We start from the raw sequence: 19,282 nt of genomic DNA on the forward strand, positions 1-19,282 counted from the left end.
GCTTGGCCCGCCATATGTCGGTTTGCCCCCTGCCTGCCCGTTATCGGCCGGCGCTTGCGGCAGGGTCGCTCTTGCTCGTGAAAGGCTCGGCCAGTCCCGATCCGTCCGGCAGCCGTCGAGGCTGATGGATCGGCGGAACAGACCCCTCTTTTCAATACCCTGGTGTCTTCTATGCGCCTATTGGTTGACAGGTGTATCGAAAGACGATACCAAGGTATTGAAATTAAGAATAGTCAGGGAGCTTGTTTCAAGTCAAGCAGGATTTTGGAGATGCCATGCGTGAAGTAGACAGGGTGGAATATGCTGTGCGGCCGGTGCCAGACCCGGCAGAAGAAGATCCGCTCTTCATTCAGGCCGTAGCCCGTGCCCTTCAGGTGCTGTCGACCTTCCACGGCGCCAGCAACGCGCTGACGCTGAACGAGATCGCGTCGCGGTCCGGCATTGGCAAGAGCACGGTCCAGCGTATTGTCCATACATTACGGCAGCAAGGCTATATGGAGCGTGCTCCCGACGACCGGGGCTATGTGCCGGGCATCCGGCTGCTGGATCACACTCTGGACTATCTGCGGCTGAACCCCGTGATCGTGCGGGTTTTGCCTACCCTGGTGGAATTGCGGCGCGATACTGGCGAACGTGTCGATCTCAGCCTGCGCGACGATCTCCGGCTGGTCTATGCGCTGCGGTTGCAGAGCAAGCGCGAATCCTATTTCGCCACGTTGATCGGCAATAGCGTGCCGCTCTATTGCACGGCCGGGGGCCGTGCTCTGCTCAGCCAGCTTTCCGATGACGAAGTGGACGACATCTTGGCCCGGTCCAATCGCCAGCCTTTCACCCCGCGCACGCTGACTGATCCAAAGGAAATTCGTGCCAAGGTAGTGATGGCCCGGGAAAATGGCTATGCGATTGCTGCTGAGGAGGTTCTCCAGGGGGAGGTCGTCCTCGGGGTTGCGGTCAAGGACAACGACGGCCGCCCGATTGGGGCCATTCACATCGGCGGTTCGCTCAGCGAATGGGACAAGGATAGCTTTGTGAGCAATTTCGCGCCGCTCGCAATGACCGCAGCGGGCAAGATCAACAGGGCCTGAGTTCGCATCGCCTTCCTATCTCGTCAGCGATAGTGTTGGTCGGTCATTGCACGAATATCCCGAGGAAATTGCTATCTGGCGCGACTGGGCCGACTGGAGCACCAGCGTCGCGGCGCTTTGCCCCCCGGCGCGGGCGGTCTCGATGGCGGCATCCACCGTGTTGCGGATCAGCAGGACCCGCGCGCCTTGCTCGCGGCGTCGATGGCGATGCGCGCGGCCTCTTGCGCCGCCATGGTCGGCACGGTCCGTATGGTGACGACTTTGTCTATGTGTTAAATTGCCATCACCAGCGAATGTCGGTATCGGTAGTTGCGAGCCTCTGCAATCATCTTTACTTGCATACCCGGCAGGGCACGGAAATCAATGGTTTCAGAGGCAAACGTCAGGGCTTCAGCCTGCTTGATTTTGGAAATCTGCTTACCCGATAGCTCTTCCCGTGGTTTCAGTTTAGAGCGCCTAACAAAACCATTTATTAACCCTATTTGGTTGAGGCTTGGGCGTGGTCAAGAAACTTTTGCCCGACGCCCTATGGGCTGAGATCGCCCCGTTGTTTCCGTCCGTTGCGGCACGCCCGAAAGGCGGGCGGCCTCGGGTCGAGGATCGAGATGCGCTGACTGGCATCCTGTTCGTGCTCTACACCGCGATTGCTTGGGAGCGGCTGCCGTTCGAGGTGGCGAGATGTTCCAGGATAACCTGCTGGCGCCGGCTGCGCGTCTGGCGGGATGCCGGCCTGTGGGATCGGATCCATCGCCAAATGCTGGAGCGGCTGAACCTTGCCGGGGAGATCGACTGGCCGCGTGCTTCGGTGGATTCCTCGTCAGTTGCCGCCAAAAGGGGAGCGACGCGGTCGGCCCGAACCCGACCGACCGGGGCAAACCGGGTACCGAGCGCTACATCGTGGTCGACCGCAAGGGCCTGCCTCTCGCCATCGTCCTGACCGGAGCCAATTGCCATGACAGCATGGCGCTGACCGAGGTGGTCGATGCGTTCCATCCGATTCGGCAGCGGCGGGGACGGCCCGCAAGTGGCCGAAGAAGCTCCATGCCGACAAGGGCTGCGATTTCGACCGTTGCCGGAAGGACCTGCGCAAGCGCTCCATCACGCCGCGCATCGCTCGCCGCGGCATCGACAGCTCGTCCTCCCACGAGAGAAGCGTTCCAGATCATGACGATACAGACATGGAAACCCTTCCTACTTGGCCGCTGAGCAACAAAGTGAGTCGGATTCGAACATTCGAGGTTTTGACGGCGATGGCGATGCCATCACAGCGTTGGTCCGATGACGAGAAACTGAGGTAAACTACCATGCTGCCATTGAGGATTTCGATATGGTGAGCAACAGGGCCGCGCTCCCTGCTTCGCTGGCGACGGCAGCGAGAATGACGAACGTCACGAGGCCCATCAGGCCAAGCAGGATGGTGCGATTGCCTGCCGCAGGGTCATTCTTTTCATACGGAAGGAGGATAAAGCCAGGATTGCAGAATGGATGTCGATAGTCCATATTGCGGGATAGTATCCTGAATTGCCTAATGTCAGGTGAGTGGGAGTCGTATGCTGAGCACTAACCGACAACAAGTGGAACAGAGACGTGACGGCTAGAACTGACGTATCCGATCGCCGGGCCCCCGAGGAGGGAATGAAGTCGCTCGGCAAACTGGTCAAGGTCCTTGAGTGTTTCTCGACCGACGACCGGGCGCTGTCGCTGTCGGACATCTGCGCGCGGACCGGCTTTCCCCGCTCTACCACCCATCGCCTGATGGCTTCGTTGCGGGATGTCGGATTTCTGGATCAAGATCGCGAGCGCGACGCTTATCGGCTCGGGCTCAAGCTTTTTGAGCTGGGCAGCGTCGCGCTGTCAAATCTCGATATTCACCGCGAGGCCTATCCTTTCGTGGATGCGCTGGAACGGATGACCGGGCATATCGTGACGGTCGCAATTTTCGACGGCTTTCGGGCGGTCGTCATTCGCCGCACCGAGGGCGGGAGCGAAGCCGCGACCAAGTCGAACCTTATCGAGAATGCACCGGCGCATTGCACCAGCGTCGGAAAGGCATCGCTCGCCTTCCAGCCGGCAGAGGTCATCGATCGGCTGATCGAGCGCGGCCTAGAACGCTTCACCGAGGCAACGATTACGGATGGCGAGGTTCTGCGTCAGGAACTCACCGGGATCCGCGAGCGTGGCTACGCGGTCGACGAGGGCGAACATCAGCCCGGATTGCGATGCATCGGCGCACCGATCCGCGGCCAGCATGGCAAGGTTTTTGCGGGGCTCTCGATTTCCGGTCCTTCCTGGCAGCTTAAGAAAGAGAATGTCGAGGAGCTTGCAAAAGTCGTCACCTACCACGCGGATCGCATCTCGCGCGCGCTCGGTTACGTCAGTTAAAGCGTTGTCAAGCAAAGTGGATACCACTTTAGCATGAAGAAAACGCGAAAAAATAAATAGAGGCGATCATGAACTTGCGGCAAGTATAGCGATGTTTTGCAACCTGATACAGACCAGGCGAATGCAACGATATGAAGATCGGCAAGGGTCTGGGCGCATCGTTCATAGTTCTTGAAGAGTCGTCCGAAAGGTGTCGCCCATGCGAAGGATCGCTCGACAACCCGTCGTCTGGGCAGAAGGACGAAGCCGAGCTTTGCCTCCGGCAGCTTGACGACCTCAAGCCGAATACCGTGTTCGGCTGCTGATTTCTCCGGTTCCTCACCTGTATATTCCTGATTGAAAAAGTAATCTCCACACTCTGATCCGTGGCGACCTGGATCGCCTCGGCCATGCGGCCCGCTTCGGCTCTGTCTCCGACATTGGCAGGCGGTGACGTACATGGCGAGCAAATGGCCGAGCGTATCCGCGGCCATGTGCAGTTTGGAGCCCTTGTTGCACTTCGCGCCATCATATCCGGCTCTGGCTCCGCTTTCCGGCGTCGAGCGCAGGGTGCGGCTGTCGATGATCGCGGCTGTCGGGGCTCGTCCGGTCGGCTGGCGGCAAGCCGTAGAAGCATGCGCAGGTCTTCGGCCAGCGCCTTGAAACAGCCGGCACGCAACCAGCATTGCGCCTGTTGATAAACGCTCTTCCACGGCGACAGATTATTAGAGCGCGTTCCGATCAGATGGAATCATATGATTGATCAGAATTCGCTAAAAATAGGGAAATTATCATCTGTCCTTTTTCAACGTAAACAGTATAGATTGTAGAACGTCTGATGTTTAAAACGGAATTGATCGGGCATTATATTTGTTTATATTCGCATAAAATCATCCCAGAAGTGCGCACAGTTTTGGGCCTGATGCTGTAGAGCACGTTCCGATTTCAGGAAATGGGATCATGTTTCAAGGACCGACTACGGCGCCGGAGGCGCCGTAGTCGGTATACCTGTTTCAGATCAGCGCCTTGAGGGCGCTGTCAATGGCCGTTTTCTGCTCGTCCGAGACTGCCTCCATGGGGGCACGCGGATTGTAGAGGGGCAGGCCCTGGCGGTGCTGGATGTATTTCACGCAAGCCGGCAGGTTGTCGTGACGCAGCACGTTCCACAGTGCGTTGAGCTTCCAATGGATTTCCAGCGCCTCGGGATGCTTGCCCTCGCGGGTCAGATGGAAAAGCCTGGTCGTGACGCCAGGAAGGGCCGAGGTCAGGGCGGAGATCGCGCCGTCCGCTCCCATGGCGAAAGCCGAGTAGAGCAGGGCGTCGATACCCGACAAGACGATGTTGTCCGGCTTGGCGCTTTGCACGAGATCGGACAGCGATTTCAGATCGCCCGAAGATTGTTTCATACCGATCACGCCCGGAACTTCGTCCATGATGCGCAGCATGAGGTCGGAGGAAAGGTAGTTCCACGGAATGACGTTGTAGATCAGGATCGGGATACCGCATTCTTCCCAGATCCGGCGGAAATGTTCGACCGTCGCATCTGCGCCGGGTTTGAACAGGTAGTGCACCGGCGTGACCTGCAGTGCGTCGACCTTGATGTCCTCAAGCAGCTTCACACGCCCGGTCGCCTCAAGGGTGGAGTTGACGATAAGCCCTGCCAGGAAGGGCTTGCGGCCCTTGACTGCCTCGTAGGTCGCAATCATCGCATCGCGGAATTCGCCATCGCTGAGCGTGTGGCCTTCGCCGGTGGAGCCTCCGGCGACCACCGCATCCGCGCCATTGTCGAGAATCCAGTCGATCTGACCGGCGATGGCATTCGTCACCAGACGCCCGTTCGCATCAAACGGCATGGTGACCGGCGGCAGAATGCCGGTCAGGGTTTTTTTCAGTGCGATCTTGTCAAGTGTCACGTTGATCCTCCTAGTGGCGTTTATATTCATGATTTCGGTCCCCTTCCGTTTCCGAGGGGCGGAAATCTGCAAGCCACGCCAGGGCCTGCAGTCAGGTCTTTCAGCCGGCCAGCCGACGCCCGTTCTCGCCGGGTGCGAAGAAGTGCCATGCCCCGGGCGCGGGGGTGAGCGTGATCTGGTCGCCGACACGGCCGATCCCGTTGGCGGCGACCACGGTGACGCGGCCGGACGGCGTATCCACCAGCAGGTAATCCGATGGGCCTGTCGGCTCGACGAGGGCGATCCTGCCGGCGATGGCATCGTGCATGCCAGGGTCGGACGAGATCCGGAAATCTTCCGGCCGAATACCGGCGACAGCGGCGCCGGTCGGCGTCGAGCCCGGCGCGCGGGTCCGCAAGCCCCCGGTGAGCCGGATGAAACGGTCGTCGCCTTCCGCCTCGATACTGCCGTCGAGAAAGTTCATCGTCGGCGCGCCGATGAAGCCGGCGACGAAGCGGTCGGCGGGCTTGCCATAGAGTTCCATCGGCGTGCCCTGCTGGGCGATTTCGCCGCCGCGCAGGATCACAATCCGGTCCGCCATGGTCATCGCTTCGACCTGATCGTGCGTAACATAGACGGTCGTGCGGCCCAGGCGCTGGTGAAGGGACTTGATTTCGGTCCGCATGGCGATGCGCAGCTTGGCATCGAGATTCGACAGCGGCTCGTCGAAAAGATAGACGTCCGGGTCGCGCACGATGGCCCGGCCCATGGCGACACGCTGGCGCTGACCGCCTGACAGGTTGCGCGGATAGCGGCCGAGGTACTCCTCAAGGCCCAGAACCCGCGCCGCCTCCTCGACCTTGCGGCGGATCTCCTCCTTCGGCAATCCGCGCAGACGCAGGCCGAAGCCCATGTTTTGCGCAACCGTGTAATGCGGATAGAGCGCATAATTCTGGAACACCATCGCGATGTTGCGCTTTTGCGGCGGCAGGTGGTGGACGGTTCGCCTCCCGATGGCGATGGAGCCTGCGGAAATGTCCTCAAGCCCGGCGATCGTCCGCAGAAGGGTGGACTTTCCGCAGCCCGAAGGTCCGACGAGGACGACGAATTCGCCTTCGCCGACTTCCAGATCGATGCCCTTGATGACATCCACGCTTCCGAAGCGCTTGACCACGTTCTGCAGCGATATGGTTCCCATGCATTTTCTCCTTGCCCGATCGCTCAGATGGCCGGTTCGCGCGTCTTGCCTCCGAAGAGGGCCCCTTGCTCGCGAAGCCGCTGTTGAAGCTGCGCGATATCGAGATCGACCATCGGGATGCCCGAAAGCGCCGAGAGGGCGGCGGCCGTGCCGGCGGCCTGGCCCATGGCCATGCAGGTGCCGGTGATTCTGGCGCTGGCCAACGCGCGCCGTTCCGCCGATATGCAGCGGCCGGCCGCGATGAGGTTCGGCCCATTCACCGGCAGCATGGCGCCCAGCGGGATGTCGTAGCCCGACGGCACCGGCTCGGTTCCGTCCATGCTGTTGCCCTTCGCGTCATGGCTATCGATCGGGAAGCCGCCCCGGGCGACCGCATCCGCGAAATCCCGGCCGGAGCGTACATCGTCGTCCGTCAGTGTCGCGCGGCCCTTGATCCTTCGGCTTTCGCGCACCCCCACGCAGGAGGCTGTCGCGGACAGGAAGGTGCTTTCGTATCCTGGCACCATTTTGCGGAAGAACCGGACGAACTCGCGCACCTGCCGGCGCAGGACAAGCTCGGCCCGCGCCATGTCTCCGGCATCGGTCGCGTCGGCGGCATATCGGGTGACGTTGATCACCGCCTCGCGGGTGAGGACATGGCAGGCGACATGCATCTCCTTCCGGTCAAGCGAGACGATGCCTGCCTCGAAGCCGCGGCGCAACAGCGCGCCGTAACCCCAGAGGTTGTAGTAGTGGCGCCCCTCGAAGCCGGGCTGACCCGCATCCATTTTGAAGTCGCCGGGATTCGCGCGGACATAGGCGAGGGCGGCCGCATGATCCACGTTGCCCAGCTTGAACATCATCGAAACCGGCTGCGTGGCCGAGGTCGGATGGAAGTCGCACCGGGCTTTGGCAAACAGGTCAGCGTCGCCCGTGGCGTCGACCATTGCCTTAGCGCAAAAGGCGATCCGGCCGCTTCTGGTCTCGCAGATTGCGTGTAGAGCCGCCTCAGTCCCCGACGCGACGCCAGCTCCCGACACCGCGACAACCGGCGCCTGGGGCATGATCGCGACCCCTTCCTCGTCCAGCCACTCCACGATCAGCGATTTGAACAGTTCGTGCTCGACCGGAAGGCGGGTTCGCGTATAGCCCGTATCGTCGTCCACCAGGCCGGGGGATGCGCCGCCGGCTTTCAGCCGGTCGATCATTTCCAGGGGAAGACCGCCCACGATCGGGTGACCGGCGGCATCCTGCCATCCCGCGCTATGCTCCAGGAGCTGGGTCGCGATGTTGCCGCCGAAGAAGCCGCTCCGCTCCAGAATGAGCGTCGAGGCGCCGTTGCGGGCGGCTGCGATGGCGGCCATCACGCCTGCCGTGCCGCCGCCAGCGACGATCACATCGTGGGCGCCCAGTACCTGAATTTCGCGTTCCGGCTCCCGAATCGTCATCATATCCACTAACCTCCCTCTTGATTTGTCGGAACAATAGTCCACAATACGGGACATAAGCAAGAGACGGTTTTGCTAAACGCCGTGTCATATCCGGAGTCGAACCGGAGGATCACAGGAGGATGAACGCCATGAACAGATTTTCCAAAGGGGGCCTGTCGGCTGCTGTACTGGCCATCGCGGCCCTTGTCGTCGCGCCGGCGGCGGCGCAGACGCTGACATTCTGGACGAATCTGACGACTGCCAGTCAGGCGGACGTCATCAAGAAACAGATCGAGGAGTGCCGCGCCGGGCAGGGCGGTCTCAAGGTGAACTTCGAAACGATTCCGTTCGGTTCGATGTACACGCGGCTGATCACCGCCATGCGCAACGGCTCGCCGCCCGACATCATGAATACGCTGGAGGGAGCCGTTGCCTTCGTCCAGTCGCGTGGCGGGCTGGTGCCGGTGACGGATGTCGTCGACGAGCTGGGACGTGACGATTTCCGCGCTTCCTATCTCGATGCCGTGTCGAAGAATGGCGAGATCTGGGGGCTGCCGGATTGGGCGCTGCATCAGGAAGTCTGGTATCGCAAGGACTTGTTCGAAAAGGCGGGGATCGCGGTTCCGAAGTCGTGGGACGAACTGAAAGCGGCGGCGAAAGTGCTGACGAAGGACGAGAACGGTGACGGTACGCCGGACGTCTATGGCTTCGCCGTGCCGATGGGGCGCTCGCTTGTCGCGCCGCAAACGTTCTTCCAGTTCTTCTACGCGACTGGCGGCACGATTTTCGATCCGAAGACGGGCAAATATGCGTTCAACGAACACCGGGAAAAAGCGGTCAAGGCGCTGAGCTTCATGCTCGATCTCTACAAGACCGCCTCGCCGCCCTCCTCGGTCGAGTGGACTTGGAACGACTTCCGCAACGGCTACGTTCAGGGCAAGCTGGCCATGACCAACGAATGGGGGGCAGTCGTCCTGATCGCGGCCGAACAGAATCCCACGATGCTTGACAACATGGGCGTCTTCCCGTTCCCCGGCCCCACGGCGGACAAGCCTCCGGTGGCATCGCTGAACGGCGGATACTACTATCTTGTGGCGCGTTCCACACCCGAGCGCGAACAGGCCGCGAAACGCTTGCTGACCTGCATGTATACGCCCGAGCGTGTGGCCGAGCGCGCCAACAGCCGCCCGATCTTCGCCCTGCCTGCGACGCGCAGCGCCTTCGAGAGTGAGACCTACCAGTCGAATGAATATGTGCGCAGGTTCAAGCCGGAGATCGAAACGATCTTCAACGAGGTGATGCCGAACTGGTATCGCTACGGACAGGAAGCGGGCCTGAACCCGCTGACGGGCCAGATAGAGGCGACCACGTTCATCGGCGATGCGATCCAGGCCGCAGCGCTGGGCCAGATCACGCCTGAGAGCGCGATCGAACAGATCGATTCTCAGCTGCAGTACCAGATCGAGATGATCGGCAATTGACCGCCAGGCCGTGGGCGGGCCGTTTCCGTCCGGCCCGCGGCCAGCGGGGTTCTGGAGCAACTATGCAGAATTCTTCAACTTTTTCCGGGCACGCTCCGCATGCGCGCGCGGACGGCCTGACGGCGGCCGGGAGCCGCGCGGTGACGGGCCTCATTTTCGTGGCGCCGGCAGTCATCTTCATGGTGCTGTTCGTGGCCTATCCAATATGGGAGGCTATCCGGCTTTCCTTCGTCGCCGTCGACGCCTTCACCGGCGCCGAGAGATTCGTGGGCCTGCGCAATTATGCGGAAATTCTCAACGCGCCGAAGCTCTGGCCGGTCCTGACCAACACGGCAGTATGGACCTTCTGGTCACTGATCGGCCAGTTTGGGCTCGGCCTGCTGGCGGCGCTGGCGATCAACCGCAACATGCCCGGGATGGGCGCGATCCGCTCGATCCTACTGCTGCCCTATGTCGTGCCCGTCATCGCGCTGGCCCTCTTCTGGCGGTGGATGCTGGACGGCTCCTTCGGCATCGTTGCCGTGAGCCTGCAGCATCTGGGGCTCCTGGTGCCCGATCAGTCCCCGCTTGCCTCGCCCGAGGGGGCGACATGGAGCGTTATCCTCGCGAACATCTGGCGCGGGTTTCCCTTCGTCATGATTTCCTATTGGGCCGCACTCCAGTCGATTCCGCCGGAGCAGTACGAGGCGGCCCAGGTAGACGGCGCCACTTCATGGCAGCAGTTCCGCTTCGTGACATTGCCGAACCTCTGGACGGTCACAAAAATATTGTTCGTGCTGCGTTTCATCTGGACCATTACCTTCTTCGACATCATCTGGCTTGTCAGCAAGGGCGGTCCCGCAGGGGCGACCGAGCACTGGCCGATCTGGATCTATCAGGAAACTATGGGGTTTTTCCGTTTCGGCTACGGGTCCGCGCTTGCGGTTACGCTGGGCGTGATGATCCTGGTGGCCATTGCGCTCTATGGCCTCGTCCTGCGCGTCGCCTCGGGAGGTCGTCCATGAAGCAGCAAACAATGAAGCTGCGGGCAACCATGCAGCGCATGTCGAGCTATGCCGTCGCCCTGCCGCTTGCAGCGTTTATCGCGCTGCCGCTGGCATGGATGTTCATTTCCTCGATCAAGCCGGCTGACCAGCTTTTCTCATCGCCGCCGCGCATCCTCGCGGATCGCTGGACAATCGACTGGTATGTCACCGTCTTTCGCGACAGTGGTGCGGCGGTGTTCTTCACCAACAGCCTGATCGTGGGATTGGCCTCCACGCTTCTGTGCCTCGTCATTGGCACGCTCGCAGCCTATGCGCTCACCCGGTTCGATTTTCCGGGCAAGTCCGTATTCCTGATCGCCGCACTGGTCACCTACATGTTTCCGGCGATCGTGCTCTTCGTGCCGATCTATATGATCCTGAACGCGCTTTCGCTGATCGACACGCGGATCGGGCTGGTCATCTGCCACACGATCCTGACCTTTCCCTTCGCTGTCTGGATGCTCAAATCGTTCTTTGACACACTGCCGCGCGAAATCGACGAAGCGGCTTGGGTGGACGGAGCGTCCTATCTCGGCACTTTCGTGCGGATCGTGCTGCCGCTCTCGTTGCCGGGCATTTTCTCGGTCGCGATCTTTGTCTTTGTGCTTTCGTGGAACGAATTCCTGTTCGCCAGCATCGTGATGACATCGACCGAGCTGAAGACGGTTCCGGTCGGCATCTCGGAATTCATCACCTCGTTCGATGTGCGTTGGGGCGAGATCATGGCGCTCGGAACGCTGGCCACCGTCCCGGTCGTGGTCCTTTTCACTTTCGTGCAACGCTACTTCCTGCGCGGTGTCCTGTCGGGCGCGGTCAAGGGCTAGCGTTTCTCCGAGTTGAGCGAATTCTGATCGATCAAGCGGTCATGAGGGAAGCAAGAATGAAAAAACTGATCAACGCACCTGCCGACTATGTCAACGAGATCCTCGACGGGCTTACCTCGGCCCATCCCGGGCTGGTTCTAGGCGGCGAGAGCGGCCGCTGCATCTCCCGCCGGGAACCCGCGCTGCAAGGCCGCGTCGGTATCGCGACCGGGGGAGGTTCCGGTCATCTGCCCCTGTTCACCGGCTATGTCGGGCCGGGTTTCGCCGACGCCTGCGCCATCGGTAACGTGTTCGAGGGGCCGAATGCGCAAAGTTGCCTAGACGCGATCCGCGCCGCTGATCACGGAACCGGCGTTCTTTGCCTTTACGGCAATTACGGTGGCGACCGGATGAATTTCGACCTGGCCATCGAGATGGCCGGCATGGATGATATCGCCTGCGAGACCGTTCTCGGCACCGATGACGTCGCCAGCGCCGGCGCGGATGAAGCAGCCAAGCGTCGCGGGGTGGCGGGAATCGTGCTGCTCTACAAGGCGGCGGGTGCCGCAGCGGCGGAAGGGCGGGATCTTGCCGCGGTTGCCGCGCTGGCGCAGAAGGCGAACGGGGCGACGCGATCGATCGGGGTTGCCCTTGCGCCTTGCCGGGTGCCGACGGCGTCCGCGCCGAATTTTGACATCGGAGAGGACGAGATGGAATTCGGCATGGGTATCCACGGCGAACCGGGGATCTGGAGGGCGCCCATTGCCCCCGCCGACAAGGTCGCGGACGAGATGGTCGATCGCCTGTTCGCCGATCTCAAGCCGGGCCGGGGAGACCGGGTGATGCCGCTGGTCAACGGCTTGGGCGCGACGCCGCTCGAGGAGCTGTTCATCCTCTGGCGGCGTGTCGAACGCCGTCTGAAGGACGCCGGTATCAGCCATGCCGCACCGCTGGTCGGAAATTTCGTCACCTCGATGGAGATGGCAGGCGCATCGCTGTCGCTGATGGTGCTCGACGGGGAACTGGAAGCGCTGATATCGGCCCCCGCCAGTTGCCCGTTCTGGAGGGTAGGATGATGGCGATCACGGCAAGCGATGTTGCAGCCTTCGTCGCCTGTCTGAGCGCGGGAGCCGCACGCGAGGAGCAGACCCTCAACGCGGCGGATGCCAGGCTTGGCGACGGGGATACCGGGTCGATGCTGCGTCGGGTCTTCGCGGCGATGGCCACTGCGAATGCGGCCGGGGCCGCGACGGTTTCGGAGGCGGGCAAACGGCTCGCCGCGGCGGCGATGAAAGAGACAGGATCGAGCCTTGGCACGCTTGTTGCCACCGGCGCGATGACATTCGCCAGGGAGGCGAGGGAGATCGAAGGGGCCGGCAGGGATCCCGAGCCTGCCGACCTGCCCCGCATCGTCGCGGCGATGCGGGACGCGATCTCGATGCGTGGCAAGGCGGAAACCGGTGACAAGACCATCCTCGACAGTCTCTACGCCATTGCGGCTGCGCTGGGCGGCGGCGAGGTGAGCCGGGAGGTCGCGGCGCAGGCGGCACAACAGGCCTTGGCCGCATTCCGCGACAGGCCCTGCCGTATCGGGCGGGCGCGGATGTTTCCGGAGCGCAGCATCGGGGCGGACGATCCGGGAATGCTGGCGGCGGCGCTTCTCCTCGCCTGAGCTGCAGGTTTTCCCGACGCCGGCGCGCTTTGCGCCCCCGCCGATCGTCGCCAGATTCCCTTGGTGGCGATAGCAGAAGGGCCAGGCGCGGGCCTGTCTGCCGGACCATGATGACCCGTGGCCTGCTGCCGGCTCCGTGGACAGCATGTTAGGCAAGCATAGTCTGAGTTTCGACTTCATCGGGCTGACATAGCCGAGTGTTGAGTGCCTGCGTCTTGGGTTATAGAAGCGCTCAATGTAATCAAACACGTCAGCCCGCGCAGCATCGCGCGTGCGGTAGACCTTCTTGGCGGTCCGCTCGGCCTTCAGCGTAGGGAAGAAGCTCTCCATCGCTGAGTTATCCCAGACATTGCCTGCCCGACTGATAGAGCAGGTGATGCCGCTGTCTGCCAGCAAGCGCCGAAACTGTTCGCTTGTGTATTGCGATCCCTGGTCCGAATGATGCAGCAGCGCATCCACTCGGTCGTTCCGCCTGGAAGTCGCGGTCGAGGATATTATCCGCGATGACCGAGCGGGCCCCGTCATCCCTGGGCTTTCCGCGCCGTCGCTGCCTCTATCAGGCGGTAATCCAGTGTTGTCTGTCGGATGATCTGTCGAAGCCATGAATGTGCGGGTTGGGCATCGAGCCTCCGATGCCACCGCATGTTGGTCGCCACGCGCGGCGCGACAAAGGGTAGTTCATCCGAAACCAGGCCGGTCCCCCTGCACAGTTCCATGGCAATTCTTCTGCGTGTAATGACAAGGACATCGTGCTGGCGCAGCACGGCTTCGCAGCCGAGCAAAGGGACGGAATGACGGATCTCGCGATGTGCATGGTGCTCCTTCAGCCAGAGATCGATAAAATCCGTATTGTCGCCCGCCGACGAGAGCCGGATATGCGGGCGGGTGGCCAGCGCCGTCAGATCGAGGGGAGGAGATGGCATGTTCTCCGCCCGACGATGCACAACCACGAAGTCGTCACTGAAAAGCTCTTCGGACGCGAAACGCTCCCGTGGTTCGCGCGCGCGGCCGATGAACAGGTCCAGATCGGCCTCATCGAGCATCCTGTCGATGTCTAGCGTACCGCTCGGCCGCAACTCGGTGACCACGTTCGGAGCGGCCTTCGTGACGGCTTCGATGATCGGTGCTGTCAGCGTGACGGCGCTGGCGTTGTCGAGCGCAATGGTAAAGCGTTGCGCGGAGGTGGCGGGATCGAAGGGACCGGATTGTAGCCCAAGCTCGAAATAGTTGAGAGCCTGCCTGACCGGACCTGCCAATTGCTCTGCCCGCGGCGTCGGTTGCATGCCGCGCGCCGACCGGACGAACAGGTCGTCTTTCAGGGCATGGCGTAATCTCGCCAGGGCGTGGCTCGCCGCCGGCTGGCTCATGCCGAGTTGGTGGGCCGCCCGTAAGATATTGCGTTCGCGGAAGATACTGTCGAATACACGCAGCAGGTTGAGATCGATCGTTGAAATATTGGGATGGTTCATGTCGAAGGCGTAAGCTCCGGATGGCCGCATCATGGCAGTAACAGAAGTGGGGTTAAGATCGCCTTGATAGGATTATCTATCTGATAAAAAACATTAAACCATTTACCTCGTTCCATGGTTCATGCCACCTATCATGCATTTTATGCAGTTTATTGCAATTATAATATTCATTTCATTCATGTTGTGATGTCGAAGTTTCACTTCCGTTGGTGCCGACACTGCGCATAGATGCTCACAATCGTTCCTGAGCGCTCATCGTTCTTGTCAAGTCTTCATCCTTTCAGTTTTCAAAAATGAGCTGATTGGAATCCTTGACCGAGATGGATCGCCAGTAGTTATCGAATGATGGAGTGCTATTTCATGCAACGTTTTGGTAAAATTCTCAAGGCGGCAGGTCTTGCCGCTCTTTTTTCTGTTTGTATCGGGGCCGGAACGTCCCACGCCGCTGAGGTGACCGACGTGCTGGGACGCAAGGTCATGGTTCCTGACCATGTCCAGAATGTCGTCCTCGGCGAGGGGCGTCTGTTCTATGCCTTGGCCGTGCTCGATCGCGACGCACCGTTCAGCCGCATCGCCGGGTGGCAGAATGACCTGAGGAAACTCGATCCGAAGACCTTTGACGGCTATGTCGCCCAGTATCCGGAGGTCGCCAACATTCCCCTGATCGGCGAGGCATCCGAGGAAAGCGTCAGCGCGGAGAAGATCCTCTCGCTGAAGCCGGACCTTGCTGTCTTCAGCATTTCCGGCCACGGCCCGACCGAGCACAGCCCGATTGCCGACGTGCTGGCAAAGGCGGGCATTCCCGTCCTGTTCGTTGACTTCCGGGTCAGCCCCATCGATGGCATGCGCACCAGCTTTGCCGCGCTCGGAACGGCGCTGGGCCGCGACAAGGAAGCGACCGCCTTCCTCGATTTCTATAACACCCATCTGAAGCGCATCACCGACGCCGTGGCTTCCCTGCCGGAAGAGTCCCGCCCGAAGGTCTTTATGGAATTGCTCGCTGGCGTCTTCCCGACGCCCGGTCACACCACGGGTGACGGCGGCATGGGCGATTTCATCAAGGCGGTTGGCGGTCGCAATATCGCTTCGAGCGTCGTGCCCGGCGCGATTGGCGACATCAGCGTCGAATATGCGCTGAAAGCCGACCCCGACATCTATGTTGCCACCGGCAATCGGGCTCCGGGTGTGCTGCTCGGCGCGCAGGTTGGGCCGGAACAGGCCGCGAGCTCGCTGGCGCAGGTGCTTGCCCGTCCGGAGTTCAGCAGCCTGAGGGCCATCCGCGATGGCCGTGCGCACGGCATCTGGCATGAGTTCTATAATTCGCCGTACAGCATTCTGGCAATCGAGGCGCTGGCAAAGTGGGTGCATCCGGAGCTCTTCAAGGATCTCGACCCGAAGGCGACGGAGCGCGAGCTTTATGCCACTTTCCTGCCGGCGTTCAAGGATACCGGCACCTACTGGATCGATAAGGCTTTGAAGCCGTGATGATCCCGGCTGGTCACAAAAGTTGCGGGACAGGGCGTGCGATACGCCCTGTCGACGAAAGCCGGCATTACGAGCCCCCCATGGCCGCCGTTTTTGACCTGCATCGGCGGCAGGTGGCGCGCCGCCTTGCCCTCATTGCCGTCTTCGCCGTGGCGATGAGCGGCGCTGCCATCGCCGATATCGTTACCGGCCCCTCGGGCCTGTCGCTTGCGGATTTTTTCGGGGCGGTTTTCCATCCCGCTCTCGCCGATCCGACGACCTCCGTCATCGTCTGGTCGGTTCGCTTGCCCTATGCCGCTATGGCTCTTCTGGTCGGTGCGGTGCTGTCGCTCTCCGGTGCCGAGATGCAGACTATTCTCGACAATCCGCTGGCGAGCCCGTTCACACTCGGCGTCTCCTCGGCGGCGGCTGTCGGGGCCTCCACCGCCGTCGTGTTCCATCTTTCCTTTCCCGGGCTGTCGCAGAGCTGGGCCGTTTCGGCTCTCGCCTTTGCCTTTGCCTTCGGTTCGGTCCTGCTCCTTCAAGCAACCACACGGATCAGCGGAGCCGGCAAGGAAACGCTGGTCCTGCTTGGCATCGCGCTGGTGTTCAGTTGCCAGGCGCTGGTCGCTCTGCTGCAATTGATCGCTCCGATCGATGTATTGCAGCAATTGGTATTCTGGATGCTCGGCACCGTTGCCCGCGCGACTTGGGAGAAGATCGCCATCCTTGCGGCTGTCCTTGCCATCGTCATGCCTTTCTCGATGGCAGCGGCCTGGCGGCTGACGGTGCTCCGGCTGGGGGAGGACAGGGCCTTGAGCTTCGGCGTCGATGTCCGGCGGCTGCGGTTCGCGTCGCTGTTCCGCATCAGTCTGATGTCCTCGATCGCGGTCGCCTTTGTCGGGCCGATCGGCTTCATCGGTCTTGTCGGGCCGCACATCGCCCGGATGCTGGTTGGCGAGGACCAGCGGTTCCTGCTTCCGGCAAGCGCTCTGGTGGGGGCGCTGCTGCTGTCTCTGGCGTCGATCGTCAGCAAGATCATCATGCCGGGTATCATCGTCCCGGTCGGCATCGTCACGGCACTGGTCGGCGTGCCTGTCTTCATCTCCCTCATTCTGAGACGGAAGTCATAGACATGGAGCCTGCCGGCAAGAACGAACTCATCATATCGGATGTAACCCTCGGCTATGGCCGCGTGCCGGTTATCCGCCATTTCAGCTTGCCACCGCTGCGGCGCGGCTCGCTCACGGCACTCATAGGGCCGAACGCCGCCGGCAAATCCACCCTGCTGCGCGGTCTCGCCGGGCTGGGCGATATCACGGGCAGCGTCCGGCTCGATGGGCAGGAGTTGATCGGGCAACCGCGGGCGGAACGGGCGGCCCGTCTTGGCTACATGCCTCAGACACTGCCATCCGGGATCGGCCTGTCGGTTCTGGAGACGGTTGTCGGCGCTCTGCGTGCCTCGCCTCCCGCGAATACTCGGACGGAAAGCCCGTCGGCGGCCCCTATTCAGCGGGCCTATGAGGCGCTTGCCGAGATCGGGATCGCGGAACTCGCCAACCGGAGCTTGAGCGCGCTGTCCGGTGGCCAGCGGCAGATGGCGAGCCTTGCGCAGGTGGTCGTGCGCAGGCCGGAGGTTCTGTTGCTTGACGAGCCAACCAGTGCGCTTGATCTGCGCTATCAGGCGCTGGTCATGAAGCAGGCGGTTCGTCTGGCGCGTCAGCATGGCATGATTGTCCTCATCGTCCTCCACGACATAGCGCTTGCCGCGCAGTATGCCGACCAGATCGCCATTCTCCACCAAGGCGCGCTGCATGACTTCGGCACTCCGGCGAATGTCGTCACCAGTGCCATGCTGGCAGCGGTGTATGAGGTCGAGGCGCGTGTTGAGCATTGCACGAAAGGCACGTTGCAGATCATCGTCGATCAGGCAGGGTAAGTTTCTAGTTGTTCATTTGAATGCGGCCATCCTTGATGGTTCTGTTCATCAATTTAACCTGACTTTAGCGTTCCACATATTGCCATGTTGCTTCGCGTAAACGGGCGCTACCGCATCCAGATGTCGAATGACGATCTCCATTCCTATAGGCGGCACCGCCGTCGCCGTGTGTCGGTTGCGCACCGGCAATGACGAAGGAGGATGAGCTGACAAAACCCCAGGCAATTTTCTTTTTGTTTCAGGGCAAATTGGCAGCCGGGGCGATGGAACATCTGAACCTGATTTCGAACGTCAGGTTCAGCTGGCCTTCGACAATCTCCAGACCACACTCGACGCCGCAGGCTGCACATACGATGATCTCGTGGACGTCACGACGTTCCATACTGACCCGGAGAACAAGTAAATCCTGAAGCTTTCCCTCATCCGCCGACTGTCAGGACGGCCTTCCCGCTGAACTCTCTCTTCAGAAGTTCGCGGGCCGTTGTATCGATTCTCGTCCATTGTGCGGTTCGCCCGATAACCGGGCGCAAACTCCCTTCCGACAGGCGGCGGGCGAGGTCGGCAAGAAGGGCCGATCCATCGGCCGCCCCCTCGGGCCGGGTCAACTCATCGATCAGGAAGAAGCCGTAAAGAACCGTGCCACCATACGCTCCGCCCGACTGTAGACGGAAGCGACGGGCGTCAAAGGTCGTGAGCGTGTCCTGTGAAGCATCGCCGAAGAGAACGCAAACGCCGCGCGGCGCCAGCCACATCAGCGCTTCGCCCAGGAGAGTGCCCCCAACGCCCTCCAGGATCAGATCGTAGGGACCGCCTTTCTCGGCTGCTTCGAGACCGACTGCGATCTCTTCTGCGCCAAGGTTGCGTAGGAATTCCGTATTTGCCGCGGCCCGTACAAAGGCTGTCACATGCGCGCCCGCAGCCGCTGCGAGTTGGATCGCATAGACGCCGACACCGCCCGTAGCCGCCGTGACAAGAACACGACTTCCCTTGCCGATCGCCTTCTTCTGCAACGCTATGGCCGCGGTGAGCCCGGCGACAGGAAGAGTCGAGGCCGCTTCGAAACTCACGCCATCGGGGATTTTGGCCAGCCGGCTGGTCGGCACGGCTACGCGTTCCGCCCAGCCTCCTCCCCACACCAAGCCCACGACGCGATCGCCCGGCTGGAACCCGGATCCTTTCGGTGCGCTTTCCACCACGCCCGACAGATCCCATCCGGGCCGGTCGCCGTCGACACCTTCGTGAAGTGCTGCTCGAACCTCACCGTTGTTCAAAGAGAAGGCACGAACCGCGACAATTGCCTCGCCCGGCGCGGCTCCAGGTTCTGTATGCTCGGCAAGAACGAGGTGAGTTTCTGGACCCGTCTTTGAAACAGTAACAGCTTTCAATGTAACTCTCCCGATTCAGTATTCGATCAGACTAGCGCTCGTGGACAAAGGTTGACTGCTGAATCCGATTTTGATTTAAGGCTTCTATTTGGAGGCCGT

General features: G+C 61.3%; 16 protein-coding genes and 4 pseudogenes. 12 read left to right on the forward strand and 8 right to left on the reverse strand.

Annotated elements, in window-relative coordinates:
• Nucleotides 1–275: 275 nt before the first annotated feature.
• Both ACFFJ7_RS20835 and ACFFJ7_RS20840 read left to right on the forward strand, forming a co-directional pair.
• Nucleotides 276–1,085, forward strand: coding sequence for an IclR family transcriptional regulator (locus tag ACFFJ7_RS20835; protein ID WP_377594971.1), 810 nt, complete (start codon nt 276–278; stop codon nt 1,083–1,085).
• Nucleotides 1,086–1,584: 499 nt separating this feature from the next.
• Nucleotides 1,585–2,221: pseudogene (locus ACFFJ7_RS20840) on the forward strand (IS5 family transposase); the annotation flags it as partial.
• A 163-nt stretch (nt 2,222–2,384) separates the two neighbouring features.
• On the opposite strand, the gene ACFFJ7_RS20845 reads toward ACFFJ7_RS20840, so the two are convergent.
• Entirely contained in the window at nt 2,385–2,585 is a 201-nt protein-coding gene (locus tag ACFFJ7_RS20845; protein ID WP_377594972.1) for a hypothetical protein, read from the reverse strand.
• A gap of 135 nt (nt 2,586–2,720) precedes the next feature.
• Between ACFFJ7_RS20845 and ACFFJ7_RS20850 the strand changes: the two genes are divergently transcribed.
• Complete coding sequence (locus ACFFJ7_RS20850; RefSeq protein WP_377594973.1) at nt 2,721–3,467, forward strand: IclR family transcriptional regulator; 747 nt, start codon at nt 2,721–2,723, stop codon at nt 3,465–3,467.
• A 119-nt stretch (nt 3,468–3,586) separates the two neighbouring features.
• Here ACFFJ7_RS20850 and ACFFJ7_RS20855 read toward each other — a convergent pair.
• The 4 genes and pseudogenes from ACFFJ7_RS20855 to ACFFJ7_RS20870 all read right to left on the reverse strand — a co-directional run.
• Nucleotides 3,587–4,173, reverse strand: a pseudogene (locus ACFFJ7_RS20855) (transposase); the annotation flags it as partial.
• Nucleotides 4,174–4,459: 286 nt separating this feature from the next.
• On the reverse strand, nt 4,460–5,359 hold the full coding sequence (locus tag ACFFJ7_RS20860) for a dihydrodipicolinate synthase family protein (protein WP_166956108.1): 900 nt from the start codon (nt 5,357–5,359) through the stop codon (nt 4,460–4,462).
• 100 nt (nt 5,360–5,459) lie between these two features.
• The gene (locus ACFFJ7_RS20865) at nt 5,460–6,536 is read right to left on the reverse strand and encodes an ABC transporter ATP-binding protein (RefSeq protein ID WP_377594974.1); all 1,077 of its coding nucleotides are present in this window, start codon (nt 6,534–6,536) and stop codon (nt 5,460–5,462) included.
• Nucleotides 6,537–6,559: 23 nt separating this feature from the next.
• Nucleotides 6,560–7,966, reverse strand: a complete 1,407-nt coding sequence (locus ACFFJ7_RS20870; protein WP_377594975.1) for an FAD-dependent oxidoreductase — start codon at nt 7,964–7,966, stop codon at nt 6,560–6,562.
• 128 nt (nt 7,967–8,094) lie between these two features.
• Here ACFFJ7_RS20870 and ACFFJ7_RS20875 point away from each other — a divergent pair, with 128 nt between their 5' ends.
• The 5 genes from ACFFJ7_RS20875 to ACFFJ7_RS20895 all read left to right on the forward strand — a co-directional run bounded on the left by ACFFJ7_RS20875 (nt 8,095) and on the right by ACFFJ7_RS20895 (nt 12,926).
• Nucleotides 8,095–9,426 (forward strand): ABC transporter substrate-binding protein, encoded by a 1,332-nt coding sequence (locus ACFFJ7_RS20875; protein ID WP_377594976.1) that lies wholly within the window; start codon nt 8,095–8,097, stop codon nt 9,424–9,426.
• A 62-nt stretch (nt 9,427–9,488) separates the two neighbouring features.
• Nucleotides 9,489–10,430 (forward strand): carbohydrate ABC transporter permease, encoded by a 942-nt coding sequence (locus ACFFJ7_RS20880; protein ID WP_377594977.1) that lies wholly within the window; start codon nt 9,489–9,491, stop codon nt 10,428–10,430.
• Entirely contained in the window at nt 10,427–11,275 is an 849-nt protein-coding gene (locus ACFFJ7_RS20885) for a carbohydrate ABC transporter permease (RefSeq protein WP_377594978.1), read from the forward strand. Before ACFFJ7_RS20880 ends, ACFFJ7_RS20885 begins: the two co-directional genes overlap by 4 nt.
• Before the next feature lie 56 nt (nt 11,276–11,331).
• Nucleotides 11,332–12,330, forward strand: a complete 999-nt coding sequence (locus ACFFJ7_RS20890) for a dihydroxyacetone kinase subunit DhaK (RefSeq protein WP_377594979.1) — start codon at nt 11,332–11,334, stop codon at nt 12,328–12,330.
• Nucleotides 12,327–12,926, forward strand: coding sequence for a DAK2 domain-containing protein (locus tag ACFFJ7_RS20895; protein WP_377594980.1), 600 nt, complete (start codon nt 12,327–12,329; stop codon nt 12,924–12,926). Before ACFFJ7_RS20890 ends, ACFFJ7_RS20895 begins: the two co-directional genes overlap by 4 nt.
• 177 nt (nt 12,927–13,103) lie before the next feature.
• Here ACFFJ7_RS20895 and ACFFJ7_RS20900 read toward each other — a convergent pair.
• Together ACFFJ7_RS20900 and ACFFJ7_RS20905 are read right to left on the reverse strand one after the other, a co-directional pair.
• Nucleotides 13,104–13,397: pseudogene (locus ACFFJ7_RS20900) on the reverse strand (integrase core domain-containing protein); the annotation flags it as partial.
• Nucleotides 13,398–13,447: 50 nt separating this feature from the next.
• Nucleotides 13,448–14,428: a LysR family transcriptional regulator gene (locus ACFFJ7_RS20905; RefSeq protein ID WP_446686895.1), complete on the reverse strand. Its 981-nt coding sequence runs from the start codon at nt 14,426–14,428 to the stop codon at nt 13,448–13,450.
• Between the two features lie 312 nt (nt 14,429–14,740).
• Here ACFFJ7_RS20905 and ACFFJ7_RS20910 point away from each other — a divergent pair, with 312 nt between their 5' ends.
• From ACFFJ7_RS20910 to ACFFJ7_RS20925, 4 genes and pseudogenes are all read left to right on the forward strand, one after another.
• Nucleotides 14,741–15,880 (forward strand): ABC transporter substrate-binding protein, encoded by a 1,140-nt coding sequence (locus ACFFJ7_RS20910; protein WP_377594982.1) that lies wholly within the window; start codon nt 14,741–14,743, stop codon nt 15,878–15,880.
• A gap of 80 nt (nt 15,881–15,960) precedes the next feature.
• Nucleotides 15,961–16,992: a FecCD family ABC transporter permease gene (locus tag ACFFJ7_RS20915; RefSeq protein WP_377594983.1), complete on the forward strand. Its 1,032-nt coding sequence runs from the start codon at nt 15,961–15,963 to the stop codon at nt 16,990–16,992.
• Nucleotides 16,993–16,994: 2 nt separating this feature from the next.
• Nucleotides 16,995–17,798, forward strand: coding sequence for an ABC transporter ATP-binding protein (locus tag ACFFJ7_RS20920; protein ID WP_377594984.1), 804 nt, complete (start codon nt 16,995–16,997; stop codon nt 17,796–17,798).
• 220 nt (nt 17,799–18,018) lie between these two features.
• Nucleotides 18,019–18,198: pseudogene (locus ACFFJ7_RS20925) on the forward strand (Rid family hydrolase); the annotation flags it as partial.
• Nucleotides 18,199–18,217: 19 nt separating this feature from the next.
• Here the strand turns inward: ACFFJ7_RS20925 and ACFFJ7_RS20930 are convergent.
• Nucleotides 18,218–19,183 (reverse strand): zinc-binding dehydrogenase, encoded by a 966-nt coding sequence (locus ACFFJ7_RS20930; protein WP_377594985.1) that lies wholly within the window; start codon nt 19,181–19,183, stop codon nt 18,218–18,220.
• Nucleotides 19,184–19,282: the final 99 nt, after the last annotated feature.

This window comes from Pseudochelatococcus lubricantis, from assembly GCF_042432495.1.
In the GTDB taxonomy this organism is placed as follows: domain Bacteria; phylum Pseudomonadota; class Alphaproteobacteria; order Rhizobiales; family Beijerinckiaceae; genus Pseudochelatococcus; species Pseudochelatococcus lubricantis.